The 15,702-nt window shown below is 33.9% G+C and carries 14 protein-coding genes; all 14 read left to right on the top strand.

Annotation, left to right across the window (positions count from 1 at the left end):
* Positions 1 to 27: 27 nt before the first annotated feature.
* Positions 28 to 1,710, top strand: a complete 1,683-nt coding sequence (locus AC1RPN_RS02820) for a DAK2 domain-containing protein (RefSeq protein WP_481761262.1) — start codon at positions 28 to 30, stop codon at positions 1,708 to 1,710.
* 72 nt (positions 1,711 to 1,782) lie between these two features.
* The gene (gene recG, locus AC1RPN_RS02815) at positions 1,783 to 3,819 is read left to right on the top strand and encodes an ATP-dependent DNA helicase RecG (RefSeq protein WP_481761404.1); all 2,037 of its coding nucleotides are present in this window, start codon (positions 1,783 to 1,785) and stop codon (positions 3,817 to 3,819) included.
* A 21-nt stretch (positions 3,820 to 3,840) separates the two neighbouring features.
* Positions 3,841 to 4,854 carry a phosphate acyltransferase PlsX gene (gene plsX, locus AC1RPN_RS02810; protein ID WP_481761263.1) on the top strand — a complete coding sequence of 338 codons (1,014 nt, stop codon included), beginning with the start codon at positions 3,841 to 3,843 and terminating at the stop codon, positions 4,852 to 4,854.
* Positions 4,855 to 4,910: 56 nt separating this feature from the next.
* On the top strand, positions 4,911 to 5,153 hold the full coding sequence (gene acpP, locus AC1RPN_RS02805; RefSeq protein WP_409022605.1) for an acyl carrier protein: 243 nt from the start codon (positions 4,911 to 4,913) through the stop codon (positions 5,151 to 5,153).
* A 140-nt stretch (positions 5,154 to 5,293) separates the two neighbouring features.
* A complete protein-coding gene (rnc, locus tag AC1RPN_RS02800) occupies positions 5,294 to 5,986 on the top strand; it encodes a ribonuclease III (protein WP_481761264.1) in 693 nt (230 codons plus the stop codon).
* A 24-nt stretch (positions 5,987 to 6,010) separates the two neighbouring features.
* Positions 6,011 to 9,547, top strand: a complete 3,537-nt coding sequence (gene smc / locus AC1RPN_RS02795; RefSeq protein ID WP_481761265.1) for a chromosome segregation protein SMC — start codon at positions 6,011 to 6,013, stop codon at positions 9,545 to 9,547.
* Between the two features lie 31 nt (positions 9,548 to 9,578).
* Positions 9,579 to 10,589, top strand: coding sequence for a signal recognition particle-docking protein FtsY (gene ftsY, locus AC1RPN_RS02790; protein WP_481761266.1), 1,011 nt, complete (start codon positions 9,579 to 9,581; stop codon positions 10,587 to 10,589).
* A gap of 113 nt (positions 10,590 to 10,702) precedes the next feature.
* A complete protein-coding gene (locus AC1RPN_RS02785; protein WP_409022601.1) occupies positions 10,703 to 11,044 on the top strand; it encodes a putative DNA-binding protein in 342 nt (113 codons plus the stop codon).
* A 16-nt stretch (positions 11,045 to 11,060) separates the two neighbouring features.
* Entirely contained in the window at positions 11,061 to 12,497 is a 1,437-nt protein-coding gene (gene ffh, locus AC1RPN_RS02780; protein ID WP_481761267.1) for a signal recognition particle protein, read from the top strand.
* Between the two features lie 139 nt (positions 12,498 to 12,636).
* On the top strand, positions 12,637 to 12,912 hold the full coding sequence (gene rpsP / locus AC1RPN_RS02775; RefSeq protein WP_409022599.1) for a 30S ribosomal protein S16: 276 nt from the start codon (positions 12,637 to 12,639) through the stop codon (positions 12,910 to 12,912).
* 10 nt (positions 12,913 to 12,922) lie between these two features.
* A complete protein-coding gene (locus AC1RPN_RS02770) occupies positions 12,923 to 13,168 on the top strand; it encodes a KH domain-containing protein (RefSeq protein WP_409022598.1) in 246 nt (81 codons plus the stop codon).
* Positions 13,169 to 13,239: 71 nt separating this feature from the next.
* Complete coding sequence (rimM, locus tag AC1RPN_RS02765; RefSeq protein ID WP_481761268.1) at positions 13,240 to 13,755, top strand: ribosome maturation factor RimM; 516 nt, start codon at positions 13,240 to 13,242, stop codon at positions 13,753 to 13,755.
* A 2-nt stretch (positions 13,756 to 13,757) separates the two neighbouring features.
* A complete protein-coding gene (gene trmD, locus AC1RPN_RS02760) occupies positions 13,758 to 14,489 on the top strand; it encodes a tRNA (guanosine(37)-N1)-methyltransferase TrmD (RefSeq protein ID WP_481761269.1) in 732 nt (243 codons plus the stop codon).
* 130 nt (positions 14,490 to 14,619) lie between these two features.
* A complete protein-coding gene (rplS, locus tag AC1RPN_RS02755) occupies positions 14,620 to 14,967 on the top strand; it encodes a 50S ribosomal protein L19 (protein WP_057973468.1) in 348 nt (115 codons plus the stop codon).
* Positions 14,968 to 15,702 lie beyond the last annotated feature (735 nt).

Here is a 15,702-nt window from a genome sequence, read left to right as displayed (position 1 = left end):
TTAGTAGTGACCAAGGAGGAAAAAGAAGTGACTGTTACGAAAATTACGGACCAAGAATTTAGAAAAATGGTCCAAATTAGCTCACAACGATTGGCTAAAAATGCCGAATTTATTAATTCATTGAATGTATTTCCAGTGCCAGATGGTGATACAGGTACAAATATGAACCTTTCGTTCGCAAGTGGGGCAAAGTATGTTCAAGATTCACCTTCTGAACATGTTGGTGAACTATCTTCGATTTTAGCTAAAGGTTTACTGATGGGTGCTCGAGGCAACTCAGGCGTTATTTTATCACAAATTTTTAGAGGCTTTTATAAACGGATCCAAGCTAAAGAGGTTTTAACTGCTACTGATTTGTCAGATGCTTTGACAGGTGGCGTAGAAGTCGCGTATAAAGCCGTTATGAAACCAACTGAAGGAACTATTTTAACAGTTGCAAGAGAAGCCGCTAAGGCTGCAAATAAAGCTGCCTCTGAGAGCGATGATGTTATCGTCGTTATGGAAGCAACTTATGTAGCTGCTAAAAAAGCATTAGCAACAACACCGGATTTATTACCTGTTTTAAAAGAGGTTGGTGTTGTTGATTCAGGTGGTCAAGGATTAACATTTGTTTATGAAGGTTTCTTTGATGCCTTAACTGGTAAGGAAACAATTAGTGAAGAATACAAACCAAATGAAAAAGAAATGGATGAAATGGTTAATGCCAGTCACCATCAGAGTGTTCAAAGTAAATTAAGTACTGAAGATATTAAATTTGGTTATTGTACAGAAATCATGCTTAAATTGGGTGCTGGTCGTTTAGTTGATCGTAAATTTGATTATGATGAATTTAGAAATCATTTAAGTGAAATTGGTGATTCTCTTCTTGTTGTGGCCGATGATGAAGTTGTTAAAGTTCACGTACATACAGAAAATCCTGGTGAAGTGATGACTTATGGTCAACATTATGGTTCATTAATCAAAGTTAAGGTTGATAATATGCGTCAACAACATGAGACAATTTTGGAAAATGATGAAGAAGAGACTGAAGAAACAAGTGAAACTGCAGTACCTAGCGAAATTGCAGTTATTTCAATTTCATCTGGTTCTGGTGTTGCGACACTTTTCAAAAGTTTAGGCGTTTCTTATATTTTAAGTGGTGGTCAAACAATGAATCCAAGTACGGAAGATATTGTTAAGGCAATTGAAGCAACTAAAGCTAAAAATGTGATTATTTTACCTAATAATAAAAATATTTTCTTAGCTGCTGAACAAGCTGTTGAAGTTTCAACAGTTCCAACAGTTGTTGTACCAAGTCGTACAATCGCTCAAGGAATGACAGCAATGCTTGGTTTTAATATTGATAGTACATTAGAAGAAAACAAAGATGCTATGATTGAAAACTTGGATACAGTAACTTCTGGTCAAGTAACAATTGCAGTTAGAGATACAACAATTGAAGGTATTGAGATTAAAAAAGATAATTATATGGGTATTATTGATGGTAGCATCAAAGTAACCGATAATGATCGTAAAAAAGTTGCAATTGAAATGACTAAAGAAATGTTGGATGAAGACAGCGAAATTATCACAATTATTGTGGGTGAAGACGGTTCTGAGGACGAAGCTAAAGAAATCGAAGAAGCCATTTATGAAATTGATGAAGATTTAGAAGTCGAAATTCACGAAGGAGACCAACCGGTCTATCCATACCTAATTTCAGTTGAATAAATAGTAAAAAGTAAAGGTGGGATGAGACTATGTTCTCTCCTGCTTTTTATATTCCGTAGAAAGTGAGGTATCATAATGTCATCATTGAATGATTCAGTTAGTGTTTTAACTGGTGTTGGGCCTAAAAAATTGACTGCACTTAATCAATTAGGAATTAATACAATCATAGATTTATTAACATTTTATCCGTATCGTTATGACGATTTAAAAGCAAAAAAATTATCTGAAATTACTGATCAAGAAAAAGTAACTCTAAAAGGAATTGTCTCTTCTGAACCAGTTTTAATTCGGTTTGGTCAGAAAAGAAATCTGTTAAACGTTAGATTACTAATTGATAGTGATAATATAACCGTTAGTTTTTTTAATCAGCCTTTTTTGCAAAAACAATTTGAGATTGGTAAAGAAGTAGCTGTGTATGGTAAATGGGATGATAAAAGAAAAAGTTTATCTGGGATGAAGTTATTGACGAAGCAAAATGATGATAGGTTATCAGCGATATATCGTTCTTCCAAAGATATTCATCAATCGGCAATTCGACAGTTAATTACACAAGCATTTGAGCAATATGCGAATCAAATTGATTCAATATTACCAAATGACCTGATTAAAAAGTATCGTTTAATTGATTGTAAGACGATGTTACATGATATTCACTTTCCACAGGATGAAAAAGATTTTCATGATGCCAAACGGACGGCTATTTTTGAAGAGTTCTTTTTATTTCAATTGAAATTACAGTATATTAAAAGAAATGATACTAAAAATGATGGTATTAAAATTAACTATCAAAATAATGAATTGAAAAAATTCATTCAGACGTTACCATTTGAATTAACGGCAGCTCAAAAAAGAGTCGTTAATGAAATTTGTTCAGACATGAAACAACCAATCCATATGAATCGATTACTTCAAGGTGATGTTGGATCAGGTAAAACAATTGTTGCAGCAATTGTGATGTACGCGGCTATTACGGCGGGCTATCAAGCCGTTTTAATGGCGCCAACAGAAATATTAGCTGAACAACATGCCAATAACATGGCTACCTTATTCGCAGATTTCCCAGTTAATGTTGCACTTTTAACTGGGTCAATGAAAGTTAAAGCTAGACGTGAACTATTAGCACATCTTGAATCAGGTGAGGTTAATTTAATTATTGGAACACATGCGATTATTCAACCTGATGTGTCATTCAGTCGCGTTGGATTAGTTATTACTGATGAGCAACACCGATTTGGTGTGAATCAACGTCGCATTTTAAGAGAGAAGGGGGCTGAACCGGACGTTTTAGCAATGACGGCCACGCCAATCCCTAGGACGCTAGCAATCACTGCTTATGGCGAAATGGATGTTTCTACGATTAATGAACTACCTGCAGGACGCCAACCTATTTCGACATCTTGGTTAAAGAGTTCTCAAGTAGGTAAAGGAATCGATCTCATTAAAGAACAGTTGATTCAAGGCTCACAAGCTTATATTATTACACCACTAATTGATGAATCTGAAACACTAGATTTAAAAAATGCATTAGCTTTATACGAAAATATGAAAGAAATATTTGAGCCAAAATATAAAGTTGGATTACTGCATGGCAAAATGAAGAATGATGAAAAGGATCAGATTATGGCCGATTTTAAGGCCAATAAATATCAAATATTGGTTTCAACAACGGTTATCGAAGTCGGCGTTGATGTACCTAATGCTACTGTGATGATGATTCATAATGCTGAACGGTTTGGGTTAGCGCAATTACATCAATTACGAGGTCGGGTTGGCCGTGGTAAGAAAGCATCTTATTGTATTTTAATTGCTGATCCTAAAAATGATTTTGGAAGACAGCGCATGCAAATTATGACAGAGACAACAGACGGTTTCGTCATTTCGCAAAAAGATTTAGAGTTGCGAGGTGCTGGCGATGTATTAGGCCGTAAGCAATCTGGAATACCTGATTTTAAAATCGGTGATCCCATAGGTGATATCAATGCATTACAAGTGGCCCAACAAGAAGCGCACGAAATAGTTTTTAGAGATGACTTTGAAAGTAATCCTGAATTTAAACCACTAAACGATTATTTAAAAAACCATCAAAATACAGATTTAAAATTCGATTAAATAAGTTAGGAGAATATAATTATGAAGTTAGCAGTTGATGCAATGGGCGGCGATTTTGCACCGCAATCAATCGTCGAGGGCGTTGAACGTGCTAGAGACGAAGATAGCACCATTCAATTTACGTTGTACGGAGATGAAAAAAGAATTCGTGAATTCTTAAAAGATGATAAAAATATCACAATTGTTCACACGGATGAGGAAATTGATGGGAATGATGAACCAGTTAAGGCAATTCGTTCAAAGAAAAAAGCATCAATGGTCTTAGCAGCTCAATCTGTTAAAGATGGTGAGAATGATGCCGTATTTTCATGCGGTAATACAGGGGCACTACTTGCTGCTGGTTTGTTTATAATTGGCCGTATTAAGGGTATTCCACGACCTGGTTTATTAGCAACATTGCCAGTTATTTCTAGTGATAATACTGTAAATTTATTAGATGCTGGAGCCAATGCGGATAGTAAACCTGAACACTTGCATCAATATGCTGTCTTAGGTAACTATTACGCTAAAAATGTTCGCCATATTAGTAATCCTAAAATTGGTTTATTAAATAATGGGACAGAACCACATAAAGGCAACAAAGTGACGCAAGAAGCGTACCAATTATTACAAAACGATACCGAATTAAATTTTGTGGGTAATATTGAATCTAATGATTTGCTTTCTGGTAAAGCTGATATTGTTGTTTCTGACGGATTTACAGGTAATGCTGTTTTAAAATCCGTTGAAGGGACAGCTTTAGGAATGTTTTCATTACTCAGAAGTGCCATTATGAGTGGTGGCTTGCGTGCTAAAATTGGTGCACTTTTACTGAAACCAAGTTTAAAACAATTGAAGAATAAAATGGATTCACCTAAGTATGGCGGTGCGGTTTTACTAGGTATTAAAGCACCAGTTGTAAAATCACATGGATCAAGTAAGGCTGAAGTTGTTTATTACACAATTAACCAAATCAATGATATGGTTAATACAGATGTAGTACCTAATATTGTTAACTATTTTGAAAAGGAAACTAGTGAAAATAAAATTAACTAGACATTTCTCTGAAAAATGGTTAAAATTACGTCATGATTCAAAAGGAGGCTATTGGAATGACAGAAGAAGAAATTTTTGGAAAAATTGTTAAAATTATAGACGAACATTTTGATTTGCCAGTAGAAAAAATTACGAATGACTTAGATTTTAAAAAGGATTTAGATGCAGATTCAATTGATGTTGTTGAGTTCGTTTTAGAACTTGAAGATACATTTGGTGCAGAAATTTCTGATGAAGATGCAGAAAGTTTAACAACTGTCGGAGACGTTGTCACTTTTATTAAAGCTAACCAAAAATAATAATTCAACACGTATATTAAATCGTTCATTAAAAGCGTTAGACAATGATATTTGTCAGCGCTTTTTTTGTATGGAGTACCTTTTAGTGATTAAAACAGGTATAATTGTAAGAGCAATAATGATAATAACGGAGGATAATAATGATTAAAGGTTTAAATGAAATGTTAGCAGAAGATTTTAATATTAAATTTGTGAATACGGATTTATTAGATGAAGCATTCACACAGGCATCATATGTAAATGAACATCCCAAAGAAAATTTAAAATTTTATGAACGAATTGAATTTTTAGGAGACGCTGTTTTACAATTAACAGTTTCAGAATATTTATATCAGCGGTATACAATGCTGCCACAAGGGAAATTAACGCGTCTAAGAGCTGCAATGGTATGTGAAGAGAGTTTCAGCGCATTTGCTAAAGAATGCCGATTTGATGAATTTATTCGTTTAGGTAAAGGTGAAGAAAAATCAAATGCACGTCAAAGACCTGCGTTATTATGTGATATTTTTGAATCTTTTGTAGGAGCGCTTTATCAAGATCAAGGTAAATTAGCTGTTGAAACATTTATCAGGAAAGTTATTTTTCCAAAATTAGACTTAGGCTGGTTTGACCATGTTATGGATTATAAAACGTCGCTACAAGAGTTTTTACAAAAAGATGGTGATGTTGTCATTACCTATGATGTTGTTGATGACCTTGGTCCAGAGCATGACAGACAATATGTTATGTCTGTCAGTGCTGATGGCAAAATCATTGGACAAGGGGCAGGACATTCTAAAAAAGTTGCAGAACAACAAGCAGCAAGTAATGCATTAGGATTACTCAGAAAGTAAAAATGTTCAGGGGGTTAGTGACGGATGAAATTAGAGTCTTTAGTCATTAATGGTTTTAAATCATTTGCAGACAAAACAACAATTGAATTTAAAGACGGGATGACTGGTATTGTCGGTCCTAACGGTAGCGGTAAAAGTAATATTATTGAAGCAATTCGCTGGGTACTTGGTGAACAATCAGCCAAAAATTTACGTGGAAATAAAATGCCTGACGTTATATTTGCTGGTTCAGGGAACAGATCAGCAGTTAATCGTGCTGAAGTTAGTATTATTTTTGATAATTCTGATTTTTATATTCAAGATAATCCTGAAAAAATAACCGTTACAAGACGATTATTTAGAGATGGTGTCAGCGAGTTTTTAATTAATCAAAAGCAGTGTCGTCTTAAAGATATAACCAATCTATTCATGGATACTGGTCTTGGAAAAGAGTCATTTTCAATCATTTCTCAGGGTAGAGTTGCTGAAATTTTTAATAGTAAGCCCGAAGACAGACGTTCGATTATTGAAGAAGTTGCTGGTGTTTTAAAATATAAACAAGAAAAAAATATTGCCACTCGCCAATTAGAAGAAACAAAAGGTCATCTTAACCGGGTTTCTGATATTATTTTTGAACTTAAAGGACAAGTTGAACCTTTACGTGAGCAAAGTAGTTTGGCAAAGGATTATTTATCTCAAAAAAAGCAATTTGATGAGTTAGAACTTAGTCGGTTGGTTAAAGAAATTAAAAGGCAATCGCAACTAAAAAGGGATGTCACACATTCGTTAGATAAGTTACTTGAAATGGATAGTGATTATAAGACTAAGGTCACTGTAAAAGAACATGAAATTGCAGGTTATCGCTCAGAACTAGAGAATATTGAAAAAATGATTGATCATACACAAAACAAACTATTAGATTTAACAATTAATAAAGAACGGTTGATGGGTCAAAGTAATATATCAACTCAAAAAAAAGATTTTGAAAAGCAAAAAATAACAGAATTAAAAAAAGAACAAGAATCGGTGAATGAACAAATTATTTTGAAACAAGAGTCATTAGCTAATTTAGATAAGCGGTCATTAGCTTTACAGAAAAATATTACTGATGAGAACATGTTTATTGAAGCGATTGATAAAACGTTAGAAACAGCGGATATTTCTGGACAAGATCGTTCAAAAGAATTAAGGCGCGTTGTTAATGATACTATTCAACAACGTACACGATTACAAAGTGAGAATGAGTTTTTACAAAAAACATTAAATTTTGATTCACAGGCTAAGGTTAATGATGACTTATTAGCTACTGAACAAGAGTATTTAACACAAGCAAAAAACGATTTTAAAACTAAAAAAACTGAATTTAATTTGATTGATAATAAATTAATTAATGAAGAAAAAGAATTAGCTAAATTAAAGATTGCCTTGAAAAAAAATAACGATTCTTACGAGGCACAGCAACGTAGATGGTTTGAAGCATCAAACGTTTTAGTACAGGCGAAAAATAAAAAGGATAATCTACTTTTGACGCAAAATAGTTATAACGGCTATTATCAAGGCGTTAAAGCAATTTTAAAAGAAAAAAATAAGTTTCCTGGTTTATATGGTTCAGTGGCAGAATTAATTACGGTCCCAAAGGAAATTAATCAAGCAATAGAGACAGCATTGGGTGCGCAATTACAACAGGTAGTTGTGCAAGAAGAGTCTGTTGCAAAGAATGCAATTAAATTTTTAACGGATAATAAATTTGGTCGGGCAACATTTTTGCCTATTTCAGCTATTAAGGGACGTTCTATCGGTGATGCACAACGTTTCGTCTTAAAGTATGAAGGAGTCATCGGTATTGCGTCAGAGTTAATTAAAGTTGAACCTCAATTTATTGAAATTAGTCAGTATTTGCTAGGGACAACAATTATCGTTGAAGATATGGATACGGCAATTAAAGTTAGTCGTGATTTGAATCATCGAGTTAAAGTTGTCACACGGACTGGAGAAGTAATAAATGCAGGTGGTGCAATAACTGGTGGTAAACAGCAACATACCAGTGGATTGTTAAATCAGAAGCAAACTATTCTACAATTAGATGAAAGTATCCAAAAAATGCAACAAGAATTAGAGGCTCGTGAAGTTCGTGGCAATGAAGCTAGAGTGACTGTTGAAAAGCAAAAAGAAATGATCGAGTCGCTTGAATTGATTGTTGTTGATTTAAAAAGTCAATATCAAACAACACAATCTAAATTAACAACTAGTCGGTTAATTTTAGAACAGCAAGAACTTAAAACGACTGAAAAATATGATGAATTTGAAAAAAATCAAACTGATAAAATTAATAACCAAATAAAATTTAAAGACAATGAACAAAAAATTATTGAATTAGCACGACAAATACAAGTAGCAAATAATGATATTTCTGATATTGACTTACAATTAAAAAATAGTAATCAATTTGAACAGCAGCAACAAGTTAAGAAACAAAACCATCGTGAAAGTTTATTAGTATTCCAAGAACAATTAAAACAGCAACACGCTAATGTTATGCTGCTGAATAACGATATTCAGGAATTAGTTGATAAAGCTACATTGATAAATCAACAACATCAAGACTTACTCAGAAATACCGAAAATAGTCAGGTGAAAGAAAAAGATATCCAAAAAGAATTACAAGAATTTCAAAGGCAAGCAGAAGAAGCCGATTTAAAGTTAGCTGATTTTAAAAAGAACAGAACTAATATTAATCAAACTTTAACTGAAGAAAATAGCCATTTATCTCGTTTATCTGAGTTGCAGAGAAATATTATTGCAGATAAAATCAAAGCTGAAAATCAACAACAACAACTTAATGAGTCGCTTGATGAGTTTCTAGCTAAGCTAGCTAGTGATTTTCAACAGACTTTTGAAGAGGCTGAAAAATTAGAAAGTCAGCAACCTCTTGAACAAATTTTGGCGCAACAAAAATTATTGAGAAAAGGGCTAAAAGAAATTGGTGAGGTTAATGTGGCCTCGATTGATGAATTTGAAAGAGTTAATGAACGTTACTCATTCTTATTAGACCAACAAAATGATTTATTAGAAGCCGATGAACAATTAAAGAAAACTATGATGGATATGGATACTGAAGTTGAAAAAAGATTTAAAGCTAGTTTTATTGATATCTCTAAGAAATTTGAGGAGATATTCCCTGTTATGTTTGGTGGTGGTAAAGCTAGATTAGAATTAACTGATCCAGAAAATCTTTTAACAACTGGAATTGATATTCTAGCGCAGCCGCCTGGTAAAAAAGTTCAAAGTTTGAGTTTACTTTCTGGCGGAGAACAAGCTTTGACCGCAATTACGCTACTATTTGCTATTTTAAGAGTAAAACCAGTTCCTTTTTGTATCTTGGATGAAGCAGAAGCTGCGCTTGACGATGCAAATGTAGCTCGATTTGCTAGTTATCTAAAATCATTTCATCAAGAAACGCAATTTATTGTGATAACGCATCGAAATGGAACAATGGTTGAAGCTAATATTTTGTATGGTGTTACAATGCAAGAGTCTGGTATCTCTAAAATGGTTTCGGTATCATTAGACAAAACGGTTTGATATACTAATAAAAGATTAGGAGGCGCTACAGATGGGAATATTTAGTAGAATTAAGCAAGCTTTTACAGGTGAAGAACCAGAATCATCTGAACAAGAAAAATATGATAAAGGCCTTGAAAAATCAAGAAAAACCTTTGGACAACGCTTAAACTCACTGTTTGCTAATTTTAGAACAGTCGATGAAGATTTTTTTGAAGAGTTAGAAGAAACTTTAATTGAAGCTGATGTTGGATTTGAAACGGCTATGAAAATTAGCCGTGAGTTACAAGAAGAAGTTAAATTAAGAAATGTAAGCAATCCAGATGCTGTTTCTGCAGCAATTATTGAAAAATTGGTAGATTTGTATGAATCAGAGGGTAAAGACGAAGATAATTCTATTGCGCAAGCTGAATCAGGTCCAACTGTTATTTTATTTGTTGGTGTTAATGGCGTTGGTAAAACAACAACTATTGGGAAACTAGCACACCGTTATCATGAAGAAGGCAAAAAAGTACTCTTAGCTGCTGGAGATACATTTAGAGCGGGTGCAATAGAACAACTTGCTGAATGGAGCCGTCGTGTTGATGTCGATATCGTTCGTGGACCAGAAAAAAGTGATCCAGCCTCTGTTATTTTTGACGCGGTAAAACGTGCCAAAGAAGAAGATTACGATATTTTACTAGTTGATACAGCTGGTCGTTTGCAGAATAAAGTTAACTTGATGAATGAATTAGATAAAATTAAACGAATCATTTCTCGAGAAATTCCAGATGCACCTCATGAAGTTTTACTTGTTTTGGATGCAACAATGGGTCAAAATGCTTTAATCCAAGCTAAACAATTTAAAGAAACAACTGATGTGAGTGGTATTGTATTAACTAAGCTAGATGGAACTGCTCGTGGTGGTATCGTGTTAGCCATTCGTAATGAAATGCATTTACCAGTAAAACTTGCTGGATTAGGTGAGCAAATGGATGACTTACGTGATTTTAATGCAGAAGATTTCATTTATGGTTTGTTTAAAGGACTTATTCAAGAACAACCTGAATCAACAGAAGAATAATCTTAGAAGTCAGATTAAACTAATCGGACTTCTTTTTGCTATTGACGTTTAGGGCTAAAATCGGTACCCTTCTAAGTAGGACTGAATGAAACAAAAACGAAGGAGTTTTTTTAGTGGCGATTGATAAAACAAATCGAGTAAATGCATTGTTTGAATTTTATGAGTCATTATTAACTAAAAAACAGGCTGAATATATGGCCATGTACTATGGTGATGATTTTTCACTTGGTGAGATTGCGGACAATTTTGATGTTAGTCGGCAAGCCGTTTATGATAATATCAAACGAACAGAAAAAATTTTAGAAGATTATGAAGATAAGTTGAATTTGTATCATAATTTTATTCAACGTAATGAAAAATTAGACCAAATTAAGCAATACACAGATAGTACTTATAAAGAGGATCAAAAATTAACCGATCTAATTAATCAATTAGAAGAATTAGACGAAGAGTAAGGGTAGGTAGTTAAAAATGGCATTTGAAGGATTAACAGAAAGATTACAAAATGCGATGACGAAACTCCGTCGCAAAGGTAAAATATCTGAAACTGATTTAAAAGAGGTTATGCGTGAAATTCGCTTAGCCTTACTTGAAGCCGATGTTAACTTTACAGTGGTTAAAGAGTTCGTTAAGGTTGTTCGTGAACGTGCAATTGGTGCGGAAGTACTTGAGAGTTTAACGTCATCACAACAAATCGTCAAAATTGTAAATGAAGAATTAACTAAAGTCATGGGTGAAACAGCTGTTCCATTGAACAAGTCATCTAAAATACCAACAATTATTATGATGGTTGGTTTACAAGGGGCTGGTAAAACAACCACAGCTGGTAAACTTGCTTTAACATTAAAAAAAGAAGAAAATGCGAGACCTTTAATGATAGCAGCCGATATTTATCGTCCAGCTGCTATCGACCAATTACAAGTTTTAGGTCGAGATTTGGAAATACCTGTTTTTGAATTGGGTACAAAAGTAAACCCTGTTGAAATTGTTCGACAAGGTTTAGCACAAGCTGCAGAAAATAAAAATGATTACATTATTATTGATACAGCTGGTCGTTTACAAATTGATGAAACGCTAATGGACGAATTAGCTCAAATTAAGGCCTTAGCGAACCCAAATGAAATTCTTTTGACTGTTGATTCAATGACTGGACAAAGTGCGGTAGATGTTGCTAAAGGCTTTAATGAACAATTAGATGTTACTGGTGTCGTCTTAACTAAATTAGATGGTGACACTCGTGGTGGTGCTGCGTTATCAATTCGTTCAGTGACGGGTAAACCAATTAAATTTATCGGACAAGGTGAAAAATTAACTGATTTGGACGTATTCTATCCAGATCGTATGGCATCAAGAATTTTAGGCATGGGTGATATGCTCACGCTGATTGAAAAAGCACAACAAGATTTTGATGAAAATGAATCAGCTAAAATGGCTGAAAAATTTCAAGAAAATACATTTGATTTTAATGATTTTTTAAGTCAAATGGATCAATTACAAAAAATGGGTCCTATGGAAGATATTATGAAGATGATTCCAGGGATGGCTAATAATCCAGCTATGAAGAATGTTAAAATGGATCCCAAGGATATTGACCATATGCGTGCGACAGTATACTCAATGACACCTAAAGAACGCGAAAATCCAGACATCTTGAACCCCAGTCGTCGACGACGTATTGCTGCTGGTGCAGGTCGTCCAATTGTTGAAGTTAACCGAATGATTAAGCAATTTGGCGAAATGAAGAAAATGATGAAGAAAATGAATAGCGGTAATTTTGAAGGTATGGAAGGGATGCTTGGCAAGGGCGTAACAGGTCGCTTAGCTAAGATGTCTATGAATTCTATGGTTCGTAAGAACAAGAAAAACAAGAAAAAACGTATGAAGAAAAATAAAAACTCTAGAAAATAATCATTAAATAACCAATACTGGTATGGCTTAAGGGACATTTTGATAATTTATTTTAACTGTCAAGAAAAAAACCTTTACAAGCTGATAAATAACTGGTATATTAATTATTGTTGAAGTAGATATCAGGAGGTGTATATTAATGTCAGTAAAAATTCGTTTAAAACGTATGGGTTCTAAAAAGAGACCGTTCTACCGTGTCGTTGTAGCTGATTCACGTTCACCACGTGATGGCCGTTTCATCGAAAACGTTGGTACTTACAACCCATTAACAGAACCACAAACAGTAACACTTGAAGAAGAAAGTATTTTAAACTGGTTGAACAATGGTGCACAACCATCAGATACTGTACGTAACATTCTTTCAAATGCAGGCATCATGAAGAAATTCCATGAAGCTAAATTCTCTAAAAAATAAGGACGATTAAATGACTGAAGCAGAAGTGACAAGTTTAATTTTAACAATTGTCAAACCGCTTGTTGAAAATCCTGATGATGTCCAAATAGGACAGAAACAAGATGATCATTATGTCTATTTTGAATTATCTGTGAATTCAGATGATATTGGCCGTATTATTGGGAAGCACGGACAAGTTGCGCAAGCTATTAGAACAATAATCTATGGTGTGCGTTTAACAAGTTCGAAACGAGTGCGTCTAAACATATTAGATTAAAATAGTAACTCTTGAATGAAGCAGCAATGTTTTGTTTGGGAGTTTTTATTTTACAATAAAAAGGAGTAAATATGGATTATTATCAAGTAGGAACAATCGTCAATACTCATGGAATCAAAGGAGAAGTTAGAGTTATGGCTACAACTGACTTCGTTTCTGAGCGTTTTAAAAAGGGAACCGTCTTGTATCTGTTTGATAAGAGCGGAAAACAAGTTATTTCGTTAACGGTTATGACCTATAGACATCATAAAAATTTTGAACTCGTGACGTTTGAAGGATTACAAGATATTAACCTGGTTGAGAAGTATAAAGGATTAGATCTTAAAGTCGCTGATAAAGGTCTTCGGGAATTAGAAGAAGGTAATTACTATTACCATCAAATTATCGGCTTAGATGTCCAAAATGAAAATGAAGAAAAAATTGGCTCTATTTATGAAATTTTAAGCCCAGGAGCTAATGACGTTTGGGTTGTTAAGCGTCAGGGACAGGGTGATTTATTGTTACCAGTTATTAAAGATGTTATAAAAACTGTCGATATTGATAACAATATTGTAACGGTTGAACTTTTAGAAGGATTGGACGACTAAATATGAAAATTGATGTTTTGAGTTTATTTCCAGAAATGTTTGATGGTCCCATGAAACAATCAATTGTTGGTAAGGCAATTGATAAGGACGTTCTTGATTTAAAAATTACTAATTTTAGAGATTTTACAACTGATAAACAAAATCATGTGGACGATTACCCATATGGTGGTGGTGCAGGTATGTTATTACAAGCACAGCCAGTTTTTGACACTTTAGAAGCTGTTCAAAAGGAATCTGACACAAAAGGTAAAGTTATCCTTTTAGATCCAGCAGGACGTAAATTTGACCAAAATGTGGCTGAAGAATTTGCGAAAGAAGAACATCTAACATTTATTTGTGGTCACTATGAAGGCTATGATGAACGTATCCGCGAACTTGTAACTGATGAGGTTTCACTTGGTGATTACATTTTAACGGGTGGGGAACTAGGAGCCATGGTCATGATTGATGCGACTGTTCGATTGTTACCTGAAGTTTTAGGCAATAAAGAATCTGCTCCCGGAGATTCATTTTCAAACGGCTTGTTAGAATATCCGCAATATACACGGCCAGCTGATTTTAGAGGGATGAAAGTTCCTGAAGTTCTAACAAATGGGAATCATAAATTAATCGATGAATGGCGTCAAAAAGAATCATTGAGACGAACATTTGAGAGAAGACCAGATTTGTTGAAAGATATTCAATTATCTAAACAACAAGTTGAATGGTTAGCTGACATAAAATCTGGAAAGTAAAGGAAATAACCTTTACGCCTATAAAGTAATATGATACAATTTTAAAAGTGGTTAAAAGCCACATAAAATTACGATATTCCGCTGGCATAGTGAATGTGAATGAATTTCTGTTGAAAAGGAGATCCAAATTATGAGTCCAATGATCGCAAAACTTACAGAAGCACAATTACGTACAGATATTCCTGAGTTCCGCCCAGGTGATACTGTTCGAGTTCACGCCCGTGTTGTTGAAGGCACACGTGAACGTATCCAACTTTTCGAAGGTGTCGTTTTAAAACGCCGTGGTAAAGGTATTAGTTCAAGTTACACTGTTCGTAAAATTAGTAACGGTGTCGGTGTTGAACGTACTTTCCCATTGCATTCACCTCGTGTTGCTAAAATTGAAGTTATCCGTCATGGTCGTGTTCGTCGTGCTAAATTGTACTACTTACGTGCCCTTAATGGTAAAGCTGCTCGTATTAAAGAAGCTCGCCGTTAGATTGACGTTGAAAAGCCTTGGTAATCAAGGCTTTTTTATTTGTCTAAAAATTTGGTAGACCTATATAATTGAACCTTGCTTCAAAAAGTCGCATTAAAGTCGCTAAAAGGGGCAGAAAAGGGGCAGAAATTATAAGTTTTCGATTTCTAATTAAAGTTTATAATTAATATTTTCAATAACATATAGATATATTTTTATCAATTTTTTAATTCTTTTTGTGCATTACGGAAAAAAGTATTAATTTAAGAGGCTGGCTTTTTTAAGTTTTTAAAGTATTAACTTAGATTAATATTATAGTTAAATTATTTGAAGTAACATTAAAATTATGATAGCGTTAGATTGTTGTTAATGAAAAAGTATTAAAGTAATAGCTATTTTAATGAAGTTTTGTTCAGTATTATTAGTACCTAATCATATTTATGCTCAGGATACATTTATGAGCCGTGATATAACTAAAGCATATAATATAGGAGTCAAAGAGGGTAAAATTAAGCAATAGGATATGAACTATCAAGAGTTTTATGATTTGTGTAGTTCATCTATTTGGCCTGTATATGAAAATCAAGTTAAGCCGGGTGCTAAAACTACTCTTACTGAAATGATTGCATAAGATGACAAAGCAAAGCATGCGAGCAAGAAAGATTTTTTTCAGCAATATACAAAAAGGGTGCTCATGTTGAGGCATATAGAAAAAAGAAACATTATGGATTGCTTGGCAATTTTAGTAGTCCGTTC

It is taken from the genome of Dellaglioa sp. CoH-57-MRSF-20 (assembly GCF_056781955.1).
Note: the sequence above shows the minus strand (reverse complement) of the source record. Positions and strands in the feature narration are given on the sequence as shown.

Coding starts and splice junctions, on each gene's coding strand:
- rpsP (WP_409022599.1), top strand. CDS start 12,637: ATGTCAGTAAAAATTCGTTTAAAACGTATGGGTTCTAAAAAGAGACCG.
- trmD (WP_481761269.1), top strand. CDS start 13,758: ATGAAAATTGATGTTTTGAGTTTATTTCCAGAAATGTTTGATGGTCCC.
- smc (WP_481761265.1), top strand. CDS start 6,011: ATGAAATTAGAGTCTTTAGTCATTAATGGTTTTAAATCATTTGCAGAC.
- rnc (WP_481761264.1), top strand. CDS start 5,294: ATGATTAAAGGTTTAAATGAAATGTTAGCAGAAGATTTTAATATTAAA.
- ffh (WP_481761267.1), top strand. CDS start 11,061: ATGGCATTTGAAGGATTAACAGAAAGATTACAAAATGCGATGACGAAA.
- rimM (WP_481761268.1), top strand. CDS start 13,240: ATGGATTATTATCAAGTAGGAACAATCGTCAATACTCATGGAATCAAA.
- ftsY (WP_481761266.1), top strand. CDS start 9,579: ATGGGAATATTTAGTAGAATTAAGCAAGCTTTTACAGGTGAAGAACCA.
- rplS (WP_057973468.1), top strand. CDS start 14,620: ATGAGTCCAATGATCGCAAAACTTACAGAAGCACAATTACGTACAGAT.
- plsX (WP_481761263.1), top strand. CDS start 3,841: ATGAAGTTAGCAGTTGATGCAATGGGCGGCGATTTTGCACCGCAATCA.
- AC1RPN_RS02770 (WP_409022598.1), top strand. CDS start 12,923: ATGACTGAAGCAGAAGTGACAAGTTTAATTTTAACAATTGTCAAACCG.
- acpP (WP_409022605.1), top strand. CDS start 4,911: ATGACAGAAGAAGAAATTTTTGGAAAAATTGTTAAAATTATAGACGAA.